The organism is Curtobacterium sp. MCBA15_007 (assembly GCF_001864905.1).
Taxonomy (GTDB): Bacteria; Actinomycetota; Actinomycetes; order Actinomycetales; family Microbacteriaceae; genus Curtobacterium; species Curtobacterium poinsettiae.
This window is the reverse complement of record NZ_MJGM01000087.1, coordinates 143,077-157,422: the sequence shown is the minus strand read 5'-3', so window position 1 is coordinate 157,422 and position 14,346 is coordinate 143,077. Positions and strand designations below refer to the sequence as shown.

The following is a 14,346-nucleotide window of genomic DNA, read 5'->3' as shown; positions in this document are numbered from 1 at the left end:
CGCCGCAGTCTCACTGAGACGCCGTCGTCTTGCTGAGACGCCGTCGTCTTGCTGAGACGCCGCCGAACGCACGAGACGCCGCCGGATTCGGCGGCGTCTCGACGACACGACGGCGTCTCTGCACCTGTTCAGTGGCCGAGGCCGCCGAGCAGGCTCGCGAAGTCCGGGGTCGCGGGGAGCGCGTCGGCTTCCTGCGGCGCCCGCCTGGAGGCCCGGATCGCCCAGGCCAGGTCGGCTCCGGCCCGGCGGATGCGACCGTCCAGGGCGGCCGAGTCGCCATCGGTCCCCCAGTCGTCGGTCGCGGCGAACACCCCGGTGGGGACGATCGCCGCACGCAGGTACGCGAAGACGGGTCGCAGCGCGTGGTCGATCGCCAGGGAGTGCCGCGAGGTCCCGCCGGTGGCACCGAGCAGGACGGGCATGTCGGCCATCGAGTCCTTGTCGAGCACGTCGAGGAAGGACTTGGCGAGTCCGCTGACGCCCGCGGTGAAGATCGGCGTGACGAACACGACGGCATCGGCCTCGACCACGGCGGCCATCGCGGCGGAGAGTGCGGGTGCGGCGAACCCGGTCAGCATCGCGTCGGTGATCTCGTGCGCGAGCGGCCGGAGCTCCACGTGCACGACGTGTGCGGGGGTGCCCTCGGCGACGAGCGAGGACACGGCCGCCTCGCCCAGACGGTCGGCGAGCAGGCGGGTGGAGCTGGGCTCGGAGAGTCCGGCGGAGACGACGGCGATGGTGGTCATGATGCTTCCCGACTTTCGATGCGTTTGCATGAACATAGCATCCAACCGAGCTCCCCTCGCAACCATTCCCGTCGTCCGACCGGCGGCCGATCGGTCACGACTGCCCGCGCGCTGACCGCCGATCGGTCACGAAGTGTCGAGTCAGACCGCGGGATACGACGAGTCGTGACCGCGGGACGAGCGCGTGCGACGTGTCGTGACCGGTCCGAGCGGGAGCGCCGACGGAGCGAACCCCGGCGCGCGACGCCCGCCCCGGGAACGAAGAACACCCCGGTCCTCGTGGAGAGGACCGGGGTGTTCGGTCAAGCGTGTGTCCGGTCGACTAGCGACGCAGGCCGAGGCGCTCGATGAGCGTGCGGTAGCGGGCGATGTCGACGTCGGAGAGGTAACCGAGGAGACGACGACGCTGACCGACCATGAGCAGCAGGCCACGACGCGAGTGGTGGTCGTGCTTGTGCTCCTTGAGGTGCTCGTTCAGGTCGTTGATACGACGCGTCAGAACGGCGACCTGGACCTCGGGGGATCCGGTGTCGCCCGGGTGGGTCGCGTACTCTTCGATGATCTCCTGCTTGACCTGTGCGTCAAGTGCCATGGTGATCCCCTTCCTGTCCGTTGCGCGGTGCCCGTGCCTGATGCACGAGCGCTCTTTGTCCGCGGCCGTTCGACGGCAACCGCCCAAGACTACCAGAGTCCTACGCGGTCCTGGGCTGCAGGCGACGTCGGCGCCGACGGTCCGGCAGCAGGCTGCGGACGAGTCCGACCAGGGTCGCGCCGAGCAGCCCGCCGAGGCCGTTCGACAGCACGTCGCGCGGGTCCGCGACGCGGTACGGCAGGTACGTGGCCTGGGCGAACTCGATGCCCGTGGACAGTGCCACCGCGACGAGCGCGCCGAGGATCCACCAGCGACGGGGCAGCCACAGCGCGGCGAGCATGCCGACCGGCACGAACATCGCGATGTTGGCGAGGAACTCGGTGCGCTCGTACGTGAACCAGGCACCGTGCGGCAGCTGCTGCACCCACGCGATCGCGTGCAGCACGAGCGAGTTCTGGGCCGAGGTGAAGACCTGCGGGGTCAGCGTCATCCGCCAGATCACCCAGGCGTAGCCCGCGGTCAGGGCGAGGAGGAGGAGTCGACGGAACATCCGCACAGTGTGGAGCACGGTCCTGCACGGTCGCTGGAGCGCTCCTGTCAGCGGGCGGTGCGACTCCTGGGCGATCGCGGCTCGGCCCTGGTCAGGACTCCCCCGCACCTGTCAGCATGGGTCCGGGCACGACCGCTGCCCGCACCACCGACACCGCACGGGCAGATCAGGGAGCACCGCAGCATGCCGGAGCACGAGGCACCCAGCACCCCCCTCCGCAACCGCACCGGCGGACTGCGGCAGTGGGGGTGGATCGCCGCGGCGGCCGTCGTCGTCGCCGCGGTCGTGACGACGCTCGTGGTCGTCGGCCCCTGGAACGGTGGCCCGCCGGACGGCGACCGTACCCCGAGCGGGCGAGCCGTGTCCGAGCGGAAGTCCGCGGCCGAGGCGTTCCCCGGCGGACTCGCGCGCCAGCCGACCGCGGTGAACCAGGCCGGCATCCGCGAGCGCCAGGCCCGGGCCGAGGGCGACGCCCAGACCGCCGAGCAGATCGCGGTCATCGCCGACCAGCCGATCGCGACCTGGCTGACGAACACCTCGCGCTCCGAGACCCGGTCGACCATCCGGTCCGTGGTCGCCACCGCGAAGGAACGTGGCGGCACCCCGGTGTTCGTCCTGTACAGCATCCCCGACCGCGACTGCGGCAGCTACTCGAAGGGCGGCACCGAGGACGACGCCTACCTGCCGTGGGTCCGGTCCGCCGTCCGTGCGATGGCCGGCTCGCACGCCGTCGTGCTCGTCGAACCCGACTCGATCGCGCAGATCCAGAACTGCGAACGGCTGCGCGACGAACGTCTGCCCCTGCTGCGGAAGGCCGTCGACGCACTGACCGGCCACGGGCTCACCGTGTACCTGGACGGCGGCAACGAGAACCGCGTGCCGACCGCGACCATGGCGGACTGGCTGCGGCAGGCCGGCATCGACGAGGTGCAGGGCTTCTTCACGAACGTGTCGAACTTCTACCGGGTCGACCAGGAGCGCGCGTACGCCGACGAGCTCGCCGACGCGGTCGGTGGCGACCCGCACTTCGTCATCGACGTCTCCCGCAACGGGCAGGGGTGGCGGGGCACCTGGTGCAACCCCGAGGGCGCGGGCCTCGGCCAGGAGCCGCACGTCACCGGCGGGAGCACCCGGCTCGACGCGCTGCTCTGGGTCAAGACGCCGGGGCTCAGCGACGGCACCTGCAACGGTGGCCCCGCCGCCGGCCAGTGGTGGGAGTCGTACGCGCTCGCCCTCGTCGAGCACCGCAAGCGCGACTGACGGCCACCACCCGGCAACCGGCAGCGCAGGGCTGTCGGTGCCCGGTGGTTGCATGAGCGCATGACCGCGACCGACCGCATCCGCTCCGTCGTCCCGCCCTACCTGCTCCGCGCCGTCGCCGACGCCGACGCGTTCCCCCGTGCGGCCTCGGCGGCACGCACCGCGCTGGCCTCGCTCGACACCGTGCAGGCGCCGAAGCACGAGCACCTGGTCGCGCCGCGCAGCCTCAGCGGCACCATCGACCGCTCCCCGCAGCGCACCATCACCGACGCGCACGGCACCACGACGCTGCCCGGCACCCTCGTCCGGCACGAGGGCGACGCCGACACCGGCGACACCGCGGTCGACGAGGCGTACGCGGGCCTCGGCGCCACGCACGCCTTCTGGCTCGAGGTGTTCGACCGGGTGTCCATCGACGGCGCCGGGCTCCCCCTCGACGCCACCGTGCACTACGGCCAGGACTACGACAACGCCTACTGGGACGGCAGCAGGATGGTGTTCGGCGACGGCGACGACGAGGTGTTCCGCCGCTTCACCATCGCCCTCGACGTCATCGGCCACGAACTCGCGCACGGTGTCACGCAGTACACCGCCGACCTGACCTACCAGGGGCAGTCGGGGGCCCTGAACGAGTCGATCAGCGACGTGTTCGGTTCCCTCGTCGCCCAGTACGCGGCGGGTCAGACGCCCGAGCAGGCCAGCTGGCTCATCGGCGAGGGGCTGTTCACCGACGCCGTGCAGGGCGACGCGCTCCGCTCGATGCGGGCGCCAGGAACCGCCTACGACGATCCGGTGCTCGGCAAGGACCCGCAACCGGCGACCATGGCCGGGTTCGTCGTCACCACCGACGACGCCGGCGGGGTGCACACCAACTCGGGCATCCCGAACCACGCGTTCTTCCTGGCGGCCACCGCCATCGGTGGGCCCGCGTGGCAGGGAGCCGGCGCCGTCTGGTGGGACGCCCTGACCTCGCCCGAGGTGACCGCCTCGATCGACTTCGCGGGCTTCGCCACCGTCACCGTCGACGCTGCTGTACGACGGTTCGGGGACGGCTCCACCGAGCACATCGCGGTCCGTCAGGCCTGGCAGCGGGTGGGCGTGCTCGACTGAGCACCCGTCCCGGGCGTAGCGTCGGGGACATGCGCATCGAGGTCCGCCGCTCCGGGGGCTTCGCCGGTACCACACGGCGCTGGCGGGTCGACACCGACGCGAGCAGCGACCCCGCGATGTGGTCCGACGTGGTCGACGCGCTGCGGCGCACCCCGGCGCCGACCGCTGCGCCCGTCCCCGACGACTTCAGCTGGACGATCACCGTCGAGCGCACCACTGTGACCATCCCCGGCCGCCGCCTGGACGGACCGTGGGCCGACCTGGTCGAGCGGGTGCGGTCCGAGGGCGACCCGACCTGAGCCGGGAGGCGCGTGGCGGACCCGCACCGCGCCTCCTGTCCGCCCCGCGGGGACGCCACCGCCCGCGTCAGTCGACGTCGATGACCGTCAGGCGACGCGTCGGGCGCGTCATCGCGACGTAGACCGCTGCGGCGGCACGGGCCGCGTCGGCACCCACGCCGTCCGGGTCGACGAGCAGCACGCCGTCGAACTCCAGGCCCTTGGCGTCCGCGCCGGTCAGCACCGTGAGCGACCCGGCGGTCGGCGAGGCGAGCCCCCGGACGTCCGCCTCGGTGCGGGCGAGCCGCTGCCGGACGGTGTCGACCTGGGACTCGGGGACGATGACACCGATGGTGCCGGACCCGATCCGGACACGCTCGGCGTCGGCGACGGCAACGACGGTGTCGAGCAGGTCGGCCCGCGCGACGCGGACACGCTCGACGGGGTCGCCGTCGCGCACGGCCTCGTTGCGGGTGACCGTCAGCCCGGCACTGTCCGCGAAGGCCCCGGCGGCCTCGACGATGGAGCGCGGGGTGCGGTAGTTGACCGTCAGCTGCTCGATGCGGTGGTCGAGCGGCACCTGCGGCGCACGGCCGCGTCGGCGACGCGCGAGCGCCCCGATGACGTCGTCCCACGTGCGCGCGGCACCCGGCGAGGAACCCTGCGCCATGTCGCCGACGATCGTGAACGAGCGCAGCGGGTTGCGGCGGGCGAGCACGCGCCACTGCATCGGCGAGAGCTCCTGCGCCTCGTCGACGACGATGTGGCCGTACGTCCACTCGCGGTCGTCCGCGGCGCGCTCCGCGGTGGAGCGGGGGTCGCCGCCCTCGGCGAACGAGCCGGCGACCTGCTCGGCACTGACGATGCCCTCGACGCCCATGTTCTCGATCGCCTGGCGGGCGTTCTCGATGTCGCGGTTCCGGCTGGCCTTCGCGGCGCGCTTGGCGGCGCCGCCGGTCGGGTCGAACGGGCCGAGCAGTTCGGCGGCCTCGTCGAGCAGGGGGACGTCCTCGACGGTCCAGGCCGTCCCGCGGGCGCGCTGCAGCAGGGCCCGGCGCTCCGGGGTCCAGTCGGGGGTGAGCGAGGCGAGCCAGTTCGGCCGGGCGTAGAGGTCCTCGAGGAACTTCTCCGGCGGCAGCGGCAGCCACGCGGTGTTGAGCAGGACACGGGCGTCGTACGAGCTCCGGATGTCCTCGCGCAGGACCTTCTCGTCGGCTTCGTCCACCGTGGTGCCGCGCTCCCGCAGCTGCTCGGCGAGCAGGCGCGTCATCGCGTCGAGGGCGATCTTGTTGAACGTGACACGGGCGGCGTTGTGCGGCTTGCCGCGGTCCTGCGCGCGCTTCATGGCGTCGGCGACGAGCTGCGGCGACACGACGAGCCGCTCGCCCTCGATGTCGAGCGTGACCGACTCGGTCGGTACGACCTGGCGCGAGCGCACCGCCCGGCGCAGCAGCGACGCCATCTGGGCGGCGCCCTTCACGGCGGCGACGTCGCGGGTGTCGTGCGTCGTCGCGTGCACGCCCGGGTAGAGCGAGCCGAGTGAGGCCATCACGACGCCGGTCTCGCCGAGCGACGGGAGCACCTGCTCGATGTACGTCAGGAACGCCGGGGACGGTCCGACCATGAGCACACCGGAGCCCCGTAGCCGCTCGCGGTACGAGTAGAGCAGGTAGGCGGCGCGGTGCAGCGCCACGGCGGTCTTGCCGGTGCCGGGACCGCCCTGCACGATGAGCACGCCCTCGAGCGGGGAGCGGATGATGCGGTCCTGCTCGCCCTGGATCGTCGCGACGATGTCGGTCATCCGGCCCGTGCGCTCGGCGGTGACCGCGGCGAGCAGCGCGCCCTCGCCCTGCAGGTGGGTGCGCTCGTCGTCGTAGAGCGAGGCGTCGAACACCTCGTCCTCGACGCCGACCACCCGACGACCCTGCAGGGACAGGTGCCGGCGGGAGCGCATTCCCATCGGGTGCGCCGCGGTGGCCTGGTAGAAAGCACTGGCACCGGGGACGCGCCAGTCGAGCAGGAGCGGCCGGTGCTCGGCGTCGCGCAGCCCCACGCGGCCGATGTACCGGAAGGTGTCGTCCGGGTTGTCGGGCTCGGCGACCTCGAGCCGGCCGAAGACCAGACGGTCCCCCACCCGCTCGAGCGTCGCGACGGTGTCCTCGTAGAGCCGGGCGTACGCGTCGCGCTCGCTGCGGCTCTGGTGGTTCCCGCCGACCGCCTGTCGGCGGGTCTCGGCGAGGCGCTGTTCGGCCTCGGCGGTCAGCTCGTCGAGACGACGGAAGAGGCCGTCGACGTAGCCGCGCTCACGGTCGATCTCGGTCGGTTCGGACACACACAACCCTTCGGGAAAGAGGGGTGTCCAGTGTAGTCCCGGCGCACCGACACGGATGACTGGAGGCGCGGTGCCAGCTGGCACCGCGCCTCCGGTCCGGACGTCCGCGCGTCCGCGCGTCCGCGCGTCCGCGCGTCCGCGCGTCCGCGACCCGTCTACATCTCTTCGTGCGTGTCCGGGTCACCGTCCCACAGGCGGCCGCGCTCGAGCGCGGAGATCGCCTGCACCTCGTCGTCGGTCAGCTCGAAGCCGAAGACGTCGAGGTTCTCCTTCTGGCGGGCGGCGTCGCCCGACTTCGGCACCGGCACGGCACCGAGCTGGACGTGCCAGCGCAGGACGACCTGGCCGGGGGCCACCCCGTGTGCGGCGGCAGCGTCGACGATCGGCTGCTCGGTGAGCAGTTCCGACCGCTTCGCGAGCGGGCTCCAGCTCTCGGTCACGATGCCGAGCTCCTGGTGCACCTTCCGCAGTTCCGCCTGGGGGAAGTACGGGTGCAGCTCGACCTGGTTGACGGCCGGGGCGACCCCAGTGGCGTCGACGATGCGGCGGAGGTGCTCCGGCGTGAAGTTCGAGACGCCGATCGAGCGCACCTTGCCGCTGTCGCGCAGGTCGACGAACGCCTTCCAGGTGTCGACGAACTTGTCCACCGACGGGTTCGGCCAGTGGATCAGGTACAGGTCGACGTGGTCGAGCCCCAGGTTGCCGAGGGTCTCGTCGATCGAGCGGTGCGCCTCGTCGTAGCCGTGGTGGCGGCCGGGGAGCTTCGATGTGACGACGAGGTCCTCGCGCGCCACCTCGGACTCGCGGACGGCCTTGCCGACGGCGTCCTCGTTGCCGTAGTTCAGCGCCGTGTCGAGCAGCCGGTAACCGCCCGCGATCGCGGTGCCGACCGCGGCCGCACCCTCGTCGCCGTTCAGCCCGTAGGTGCCGAGGCCGAGCTCCGGGAACCGGTGGCCGTCGTTCAGCTCGATCGTCGGGGCACCGACCTGCATCAGCGGACCCCGAGCAGGTCGATCACGAAGATGAGGGTCTTGCCGGACAGGAAGTGGCCCCCACCGGCGGGGCCGTAGGCGAGCTCCGGCGGGACGACGAGCTTGCGGCGGCCGCCGACCTTCATGCCGGGGATGCCCTCCTGCCAGCCGCGCACCAGCGCCGCGAGCGGGAAGTCGATGGGCTCGCCGCGGTTCCAGGAGCTGTCGAACTCCTCGCCGGTCTCGTACTCGACGCCGGCGTAGTGGACCTTGACGGTCGAGCCGGCGGACGCTTCCTCGCCGGAGCCCTCGACGATGTCGGTGACGACGAGCTCGGTGGGGGCGGGGCCCTCGGGGGCGTCGAACTCGGGCTTGCTGTTCAGGTCAGTCATGCCGATCAGTCAACCAGAGGGCGCACCGGGCACGCGCAACGAGCGTCCAGCCCGCAGAATGGTTCCACCGTGACACCATCGACTCCCGCACCGCCGCGCCGCCGTCTGCTCGCCGACCTGACCCCGCTCCGCCGCTCCCCCGCCTTCGCCCGGCTCTGGGCGGGCACCGCGATCGCCGGCATCGGCACCCAGATGACGACCGTGGCCGTCGGGCTCGAGGTCTACGAGATCACCCGCTCGACCTTCGCCGTGGCCCTGGTGGGTGTCATCGCGCTCGTACCGATGATCGTCGCGGGTCTGTACGGCGGGATGCTCGCGGATGCCTTCGACCGGCGCCTCGTCGCGCTCGTGTCCTCGATCATCGCGTGGGTCGCGGTCGCCCTGATCGCCACCCACGCCTGGCTCGACCTGCACAGCGTCCTCTTGCTCTACGTGCTCGCCACGGTGAACGCCGTCGCCGCCACCGTCAGCAACGCGTCCCGCTCGGCCATCGTCCCGCGGCTCGTCGGCACCGACCTGCTGCCCGCGGCGAGCGCCCTGGGCGGGATCGCGTCGGGGTTCCAGGTCACCGTGGGACCGGCGATCGCCGGCGTGCTCATCGCGACCGTCGGGTTCGCGCCGACGTACACGATCGACGTCGTGCTGTTCACGTTCGCGTTCCTCGGGGTGTTCACGCTGCCGCGGATGGCTGCCGACCACGACGCGCTGCGGCCGGGGCTCGGCTCGCTCATCGAGGGTGCGAGGTTCCTGCGGCGGTCGCGCAACATCACGATGACCTTCGTGCTCGACATCATCGCGATGACGTTCGGGCAGCCGCGCGTGCTGTTCCCCGCGATCGGCGCGCTCGTCATCGGCGGCGGGTCGATCACGGTCGGCACCCTGACCGCCGCGTACGCGATCGGAGCGCTGCTGTCGAGCGTGTTCTCCGGGCCGCTCGGGCACGTCCGACGCCAGGGTGAGGCCGTCGGCTGGGCCATCACGGCGTACGGCGGGGCGATCGCGGCGTTCGGTGTGGTGATCGCGCTGGCGCACGTCCTGGGCGGTCGCTCGGGTGAGGCGTTCGGGGTCGAGATCCTGCCCGCGCTCGGGCTCGCGGCGCTGTTCCTGGCGATGGCCGGCGGCGCAGACAACGTCAGCTCGGTGTTCCGGAACACGATCCTGCAGGCAGCGTCGCCGGACGGCATGCGTGGTCGGCTGCAGGGCATCTTCATCGTGGTGGTCACGGGCGGTCCGAGGCTCGGCGACCTGTACGCCGGCCTGGTCGTCGCGGCCGGCATCGCGTACCCGCCGGTCTTCGGCGGCGTGCTGATCATCGGCCTCGTCGCGTTGCTCCTGCGCATGGTCCCGTCGTTCCGCCGCTACGACGCCCTGCAGCCCCACGCCAACTGACCGGTCGGTCCTGGTGCGCATAACACCGGTGTTCGCACTTCGAACACCCGCGTTCCACGGTGCGGAGCGTGAACACCGGTGTCTTGCAGGCGCACCAGCGCGACCAACAGGCGGTCGGGAGGCGCGGGGCGGGCCCGCCACGGGCCTCCAGGCAGTCACGTGTCGGGTACCGTACGACACATGCCGGACAGCGCATCGCGCGATCTCCAGCGGACGGGAGTCCGCGCCGTCGTCCGGCGCACCTACCACTCCGTCATCCGGCACCGCGTCGTCGACGCGGCCGCGTCGCTGACGTTCTTCGCCCTGCTGACCGTCTTCCCGACCGCGCTGGCGGTGGTGTCGGCCCTGTCCATCGTGGACCGCAAGGGCGACAGCCTGACCGACATCGTCGAGGTCCTCGGGTTCATCGTCCGGCCCGAGACCGCGTCGCACCTCGAGGGCCCGCTCCGGCAGCTGCTGACCCTGGACAACCCGTGGCTCGGGTTCACGATCGGCGTCGTGCTGACGCTCTGGTCGCTGTCCGGCTACGCGACGGCGTTCGGGCGGGCGATGAACACCGCGTACGAGGTCGAGGAGGGTCGGCGGATCTGGAAGTTCCGCAGCATGATGCTCCTCGTCACGCTGCTCGTCATGGTCGGCGGTGCCGTCGCGATCGTCATCCTGCTCGGCACCCCGACGATCTCCGAGGCCGTCATCCGGCAGCTCGGGTGGGCGCCCTGGATCGACGACGTGTGGAACGTGGCGAAGTGGCCGGTGCTCGCGGTCGACCTGGTCGTGATGGTGGCGGTGCTGTACTACGCGACGCCGAACGTGAAGACCCCGCAGCTGCGGTGGGTGTCGGCCGGTGCCGCGTTCGCGATCGTGACCTGGGCCATCGCCACCCTCGGGTTCGCGCTCTACGTGGAGACCCTCGGCGGCGGGAACCGTGCCTACGGGTGGCTCGGCGGCGCGATCCTGCTGCTCGTGTACCTCTACATCTCGAACTTCGTGCTCGTGGTCGGCGGGGAGCTCGACTCCGAGGTGATCCGGATGCGGCAGCTGATGGCCGGCATCGAAGCGGACGAGTCGATCCGGCTGCCGCTGCGGGACGTCACCCGGAACTTCACGCTCGCGCGCTGGCGGGACCAGGACATCGCTGCAGCGCAGCACGTCAGGGCCGAGGCCGAAGCCGCTCGGGTGGCCGAGGACGAGGACGCCGAGCTGACCCCGGGCGAGGAGCAGCTGCGGGCGATGGCGCAGCAGGTGCGGGTGGGCGAGCGGCCTCTGCCCTGACGGGTGGCGTGCGCGCTTGTTGCCGCGGACGCCCCGCGTCAGCGCTTGCGCGCCTCGGCGTCCAGCATCTCCTCGGTGACGATCGGGATGGCGCCGGTCGCCAGCTCGATCCCCGACAGCCGTGCCGGGCTGAGCACCCGCATGACCTGGTCCTCGTCCATCAGGCCCGCGGCCACGACGAGCGTCGAGATCGGCGTCGAAGTGGTCAACGCCGTGTGCGCGATCGACGCCGCGGCCGCGTACCCGATGTACGGCGTCAGCGCGGTGACGACGCCGACGTTCGTGTCGACCTGGGCGGCGAGCTTCGCCTCGTTCGCCTCGATGCCGACGACGCAGTGCTCACGGAGGGTCGCACAGCCACGGGACATCCACTGCAGGGACTGCAGGATCGAGTGGGCGATGATCGGCTCGAAGGCGTTGAGCTGGAGCTGGCCGCTCTCCGCCGCCATGGTCACCGTGGTGTCGGCTCCGGCGACCGCGTAGGCGATCTGGTTCACGACCTCGGGGATCACCGGGTTCACCTTGCCCGGCATGATCGACGAACCGGCCTGGCGAGCGGGCAGGGTGATCTCGCCGAGGCCCGCCTGCGGGCCGGACGACAGCAGCCGCAGGTCGTTGCAGATCTTCGAGAGCTTCGCGGCGCTGCGCTTGACCGTGCCGGACAGGGTCATGAAAGCGCCGGCGTCGCTCGTCGCCTCGATGAGGTCGGGGGCGGTGACGACGTCGATCCCGCTCGCCTCCTGCAGCTGCCGGCGGACCTCGTCGCGGTAGAGCGGGTCCGCGGTGATCCCCGTGCCGATGGCCGTCGCGCCGAGGTTCATCTCGGCGAGCAACGGCATCACCTTGCGGAGCATCTCCGCGTCCTCCTGGATGGTGTGCGAGAAGCCGGTGAACTCCTGCCCGAGGGTCATCGGCACGGCGTCCTGCAGCTGCGTCCGGCCGACCTTGAGCACGTCGGCGAAGGCGCGGCCCCGCTCGGCGAACGCGGCGGAGAGTTCCTCGAGCTGCACGATCAGCCGCCGGACGCCGAAGATCATCGCGATCTTGATGCTCGTCGGGTAGGTGTCGTTCGTCGACTGGCTGCGGTTCACGTGGTCGATCGGGTGCAGGTACGCGTAGTCGCCCCGCGCACGGCCCAGGAGTTCGAGTGCCCGGTTGGCGAGCACCTCGTTCGTGTTCATGTTCGTGCTCGTGCCCGCGCCGCCCTGCACGACGTCGACGACGAACTGCTCGCGGAGCGCCCCGTCGCGCACTTCCTGCGCCGCGCGGTCGATCGCGTCGGCGTGCTCCTCGTCGAGGACACCGATCGCCCGGTTCGCCCGCGCCGCCGCCTGCTTCACGGTGACGAGCGCCTCGATGAGGTCCGGGTACACGGCGATCGGCACGGAGGTGATCGGGAAGTTCTCCAGCGCCCGCAACGTGTTGATGCCCCAGTAGGCGTCGTTCGGGACCTCCCGTGATCCCAGCGAGTCGCTCTCGGTCCGCGTCGTCGTCACAGGTGCCTCCTCGTTGCCGGTCACACGTCGAGGCTAGTCCGGTCCGTCCAGCCGGTCCGGGAACGCGCCGGGACGGTGCAGAGCGGCGCGTTCCTGCGCGAGCGGGCGGAATGCCGCGGTCGCCTCGGTATCGCACGCCGGCATTCCGCCCGCTCGCCCGGGGCGGACGGGAGGCGCGGCGCCAGGCCGCCACGGGCCTCCCGTCCGGCCCCCGGTCGCGGCGAACACACGACGAGTGAGCAGAAGACGCCGGGTCGCGAAGGGCGACCCGGCGTCTTCTGCTCACTCGGTGAGCGCGCCCGTCAGTGGAACTGCGGAACGATGAGGTAGATGCCGTAGAGCACGACGGCGCCGCACACGACGAAGCACGCGACGGCAGCGGCACGGAGTGCACGTGTAGCCGTCGAGGCGCCGGCCGGGTTCGGGAAGCCCGCGGTGGCCGGACCGATCGTGCCGTCGTCCTTCACGGTGAACTTGCCGGCGCGGGTGTCGGCGGCACTCCAGAGACGGAGGCCGACCGAGTACACGGCGACGACGAAGCACGACGAGACCACGGCGACGAGCGCCACGGTGAGGAACGCGAACCAGTCGATGCCCATCAGCGACGGCCTCCCTTGCGGGCCGCCATGCGACGGAGCGTGCGCTCGCGGCTCAGTTCGGCGCGACGCTCGGCGACCGCGTCGGCGCGCTTCTTGCGCTGCATGTCGCGCAGCTCCTTGCGGGTCAGGACCGCGTTCGCGGCGACGTCGACCTCGATGGCCGAGGCCTGCTCGTGCGGCTTGCGGAGCGACCAGAGGTACAGGCCGAGGATGACGGCGGCACCGACCACGGCGTCGATCACGAGCCCGATGACGCCGAGACGGGCGATCCCGGAGGCGACGGCACCGACCGCAGCAGCGGCAGGCAGGGTGATGAACCAGGCGATGACGATCTTGCCGGCGGTCGACCACTGGATCTTCGAGCCCCGGCGGCCGAGACCGGCACCGATGATGGAACCCGAGGACACCTGCGTGGTGGACAGCGCGAAGCCGAGGTGGCTGGAGGCGAGGATCGTCGCCGCGGTCGAGGCCTCGGCCGCGAAGCCCTGGGTCGCCCGGATCTCGGTGATGCCCGAGCCGAGCGTGCGGATGATGCGCCAGCCACCCGTGTAGGTACCGAGCGCGATGGCGAGGGCACAGGCCACGATGACCCAGAACTGCACGCCCTGGTTCGACGACTGCGCGCCCGAGGCGATGAGGGTCAGCGTGATGACTCCCATCGTCTTCTGCGCGTCGTTGGTGCCGTGCGCCAGGGACACCATCGAGCTGGTGAAGACCTGCCCGATCCGGAACCCGCCGCGCTCGTTCGGGAACACCGGCCGCTTGGTGATCCGGTACGCGATGCGCGTCGACAGGAACGACACGAGCGCCGCGATCACGGGCGAGGCGAACGCCGGGATGATCACGACCGTCAGCAGCGCGACGTAGTTGACCGACTGGAACCCGGCACCGACGATCGCGGCACCGATCAGCCCGCCGAACAACGCGTGCGACGACGACGACGGCAGCCCGCGGAGCCACGTGATCATGTTCCAGACGACTGCCCCGATCAAGCCCGCGAAGATCATCTCGGGGCTGATCGCGACGCCACCGGGGCCCTCGTTGATCAGCCCGTGCGAGATCGACGTCGCCACGGCGGTGCTGAGGAACGCACCGACCAAGTTGAGCACCGCAGCGACGGTGACCGCCACCTTGGGCTTCATGGCGCCGGTCGCGATCGGGGTCGCCATCGCGTTGGCGGTGTCGTGAAAACCGTTTGTGAAGTCGAAGAAGAGGGCCAACGCGATGACCAGGACGACTATGAGTGTGATGTCCACCGCGGGCAAGTGTCCCAGGCGTCGGCCCTTCGAGCAAACCTGATCGGCAACCTGTTGTTCACCGTCGCTTCACACTCGTTCAGGTTCGGAACCATGCCGATGG

General features: G+C 71.4%; 14 protein-coding genes. 5 read left to right on the top strand and 9 right to left on the bottom strand.

What is annotated here, in order from left to right; all coding sequences use genetic code 11:
• Positions 1 to 128: 128 nt before the first annotated feature.
• From BIU95_RS16970 to BIU95_RS16960, 3 genes are all read right to left on the bottom strand, one after another.
• Positions 129 to 746 (bottom strand): CE1759 family FMN reductase, encoded by a 618-nt coding sequence (locus tag BIU95_RS16970; protein WP_017885934.1) that lies wholly within the window; start codon positions 744 to 746, stop codon positions 129 to 131.
• 322 nt (positions 747 to 1,068) lie between these two features.
• Complete coding sequence (gene rpsO / locus BIU95_RS16965; protein WP_017885935.1) at positions 1,069 to 1,338, bottom strand: 30S ribosomal protein S15; 270 nt, start codon at positions 1,336 to 1,338, stop codon at positions 1,069 to 1,071.
• 100 nt (positions 1,339 to 1,438) lie between these two features.
• The gene (locus tag BIU95_RS16960; protein WP_017885936.1) at positions 1,439 to 1,888 is read right to left on the bottom strand and encodes a VanZ family protein; all 450 of its coding nucleotides are present in this window, start codon (positions 1,886 to 1,888) and stop codon (positions 1,439 to 1,441) included.
• Positions 1,889 to 2,071: 183 nt separating this feature from the next.
• Here BIU95_RS16960 and BIU95_RS16955 point away from each other — a divergent pair, with 183 nt between their 5' ends.
• The 3 genes from BIU95_RS16955 to BIU95_RS16945 are packed head-to-tail and all read left to right on the top strand — an operon-like array spanning position 2,072 to position 4,557.
• Positions 2,072 to 3,148 (top strand): glycoside hydrolase family 6 protein, encoded by a 1,077-nt coding sequence (locus tag BIU95_RS16955; protein WP_017885937.1) that lies wholly within the window; start codon positions 2,072 to 2,074, stop codon positions 3,146 to 3,148.
• Between the two features lie 60 nt (positions 3,149 to 3,208).
• On the top strand, positions 3,209 to 4,258 hold the full coding sequence (locus tag BIU95_RS16950; protein WP_071252350.1) for a M4 family metallopeptidase: 1,050 nt from the start codon (positions 3,209 to 3,211) through the stop codon (positions 4,256 to 4,258).
• A gap of 29 nt (positions 4,259 to 4,287) precedes the next feature.
• Positions 4,288 to 4,557 (top strand): protealysin inhibitor emfourin, encoded by a 270-nt coding sequence (locus BIU95_RS16945; protein WP_071252348.1) that lies wholly within the window; start codon positions 4,288 to 4,290, stop codon positions 4,555 to 4,557.
• Positions 4,558 to 4,624: 67 nt separating this feature from the next.
• Here BIU95_RS16945 and BIU95_RS16940 read toward each other — a convergent pair whose 3' ends face one another.
• The 3 genes from BIU95_RS16940 to BIU95_RS16930 all read right to left on the bottom strand — a co-directional run bounded on the left by BIU95_RS16940 (position 4,625) and on the right by BIU95_RS16930 (position 8,231).
• Positions 4,625 to 6,868 carry an AAA family ATPase gene (locus tag BIU95_RS16940; RefSeq protein WP_017885940.1) on the bottom strand — a complete coding sequence of 748 codons (2,244 nt, stop codon included), beginning with the start codon at positions 6,866 to 6,868 and terminating at the stop codon, positions 4,625 to 4,627.
• A 155-nt stretch (positions 6,869 to 7,023) separates the two neighbouring features.
• Complete coding sequence (locus BIU95_RS16935) at positions 7,024 to 7,860, bottom strand: aldo/keto reductase (protein WP_071252346.1); 837 nt, start codon at positions 7,858 to 7,860, stop codon at positions 7,024 to 7,026.
• A complete protein-coding gene (locus BIU95_RS16930; RefSeq protein ID WP_017885942.1) occupies positions 7,860 to 8,231 on the bottom strand; it encodes an FKBP-type peptidyl-prolyl cis-trans isomerase in 372 nt (123 codons plus the stop codon). Before BIU95_RS16930 ends, BIU95_RS16935 begins: the two co-directional genes overlap by 1 nt.
• A gap of 69 nt (positions 8,232 to 8,300) precedes the next feature.
• On the opposite strand from BIU95_RS16930, the gene BIU95_RS16925 reads away from it, so the two are divergent.
• Positions 8,301 to 9,620, top strand: a complete 1,320-nt coding sequence (locus BIU95_RS16925; protein ID WP_083389438.1) for an MFS transporter — start codon at positions 8,301 to 8,303, stop codon at positions 9,618 to 9,620.
• A gap of 180 nt (positions 9,621 to 9,800) precedes the next feature.
• On the top strand, positions 9,801 to 10,892 hold the full coding sequence (locus BIU95_RS16920) for a YihY/virulence factor BrkB family protein (protein ID WP_071252344.1): 1,092 nt from the start codon (positions 9,801 to 9,803) through the stop codon (positions 10,890 to 10,892).
• A gap of 38 nt (positions 10,893 to 10,930) precedes the next feature.
• Here the strand turns inward: BIU95_RS16920 and BIU95_RS16915 are convergent, their stop codons facing one another.
• The 3 genes from BIU95_RS16915 to BIU95_RS16905 all read right to left on the bottom strand — a co-directional run bounded on the left by BIU95_RS16915 (position 10,931) and on the right by BIU95_RS16905 (position 14,243).
• Complete coding sequence (locus tag BIU95_RS16915; protein WP_071252342.1) at positions 10,931 to 12,412, bottom strand: aspartate ammonia-lyase; 1,482 nt, start codon at positions 12,410 to 12,412, stop codon at positions 10,931 to 10,933.
• 278 nt (positions 12,413 to 12,690) lie between these two features.
• Positions 12,691 to 12,987 (bottom strand): hypothetical protein, encoded by a 297-nt coding sequence (locus BIU95_RS16910; protein ID WP_017885946.1) that lies wholly within the window; start codon positions 12,985 to 12,987, stop codon positions 12,691 to 12,693.
• Positions 12,987 to 14,243: an inorganic phosphate transporter gene (locus BIU95_RS16905; protein WP_071252340.1), complete on the bottom strand. Its 1,257-nt coding sequence runs from the start codon at positions 14,241 to 14,243 to the stop codon at positions 12,987 to 12,989. The genes BIU95_RS16910 and BIU95_RS16905 overlap by 1 nt, the downstream gene beginning before the upstream one ends.
• Between the last annotated feature and the right edge of the window lie 103 nt (positions 14,244 to 14,346).

Coding starts and splice junctions, on each gene's coding strand:
- BIU95_RS16970 (WP_017885934.1), bottom strand. CDS start 746: ATGACCACCATCGCCGTCGTCTCCGCCGGACTCTCCGAGCCCAGCTCC.
- rpsO (WP_017885935.1), bottom strand. CDS start 1,338: ATGGCACTTGACGCACAGGTCAAGCAGGAGATCATCGAAGAGTACGCG.
- BIU95_RS16960 (WP_017885936.1), bottom strand. CDS start 1,888: ATGTTCCGTCGACTCCTCCTCCTCGCCCTGACCGCGGGCTACGCCTGG.
- BIU95_RS16955 (WP_017885937.1), top strand. CDS start 2,072: ATGCCGGAGCACGAGGCACCCAGCACCCCCCTCCGCAACCGCACCGGC.
- BIU95_RS16950 (WP_071252350.1), top strand. CDS start 3,209: ATGACCGCGACCGACCGCATCCGCTCCGTCGTCCCGCCCTACCTGCTC.
- BIU95_RS16945 (WP_071252348.1), top strand. CDS start 4,288: ATGCGCATCGAGGTCCGCCGCTCCGGGGGCTTCGCCGGTACCACACGG.
- BIU95_RS16935 (WP_071252346.1), bottom strand. CDS start 7,860: ATGCAGGTCGGTGCCCCGACGATCGAGCTGAACGACGGCCACCGGTTC.
- BIU95_RS16930 (WP_017885942.1), bottom strand. CDS start 8,231: ATGACTGACCTGAACAGCAAGCCCGAGTTCGACGCCCCCGAGGGCCCC.
- BIU95_RS16920 (WP_071252344.1), top strand. CDS start 9,801: ATGCCGGACAGCGCATCGCGCGATCTCCAGCGGACGGGAGTCCGCGCC.
- BIU95_RS16910 (WP_017885946.1), bottom strand. CDS start 12,987: ATGGGCATCGACTGGTTCGCGTTCCTCACCGTGGCGCTCGTCGCCGTG.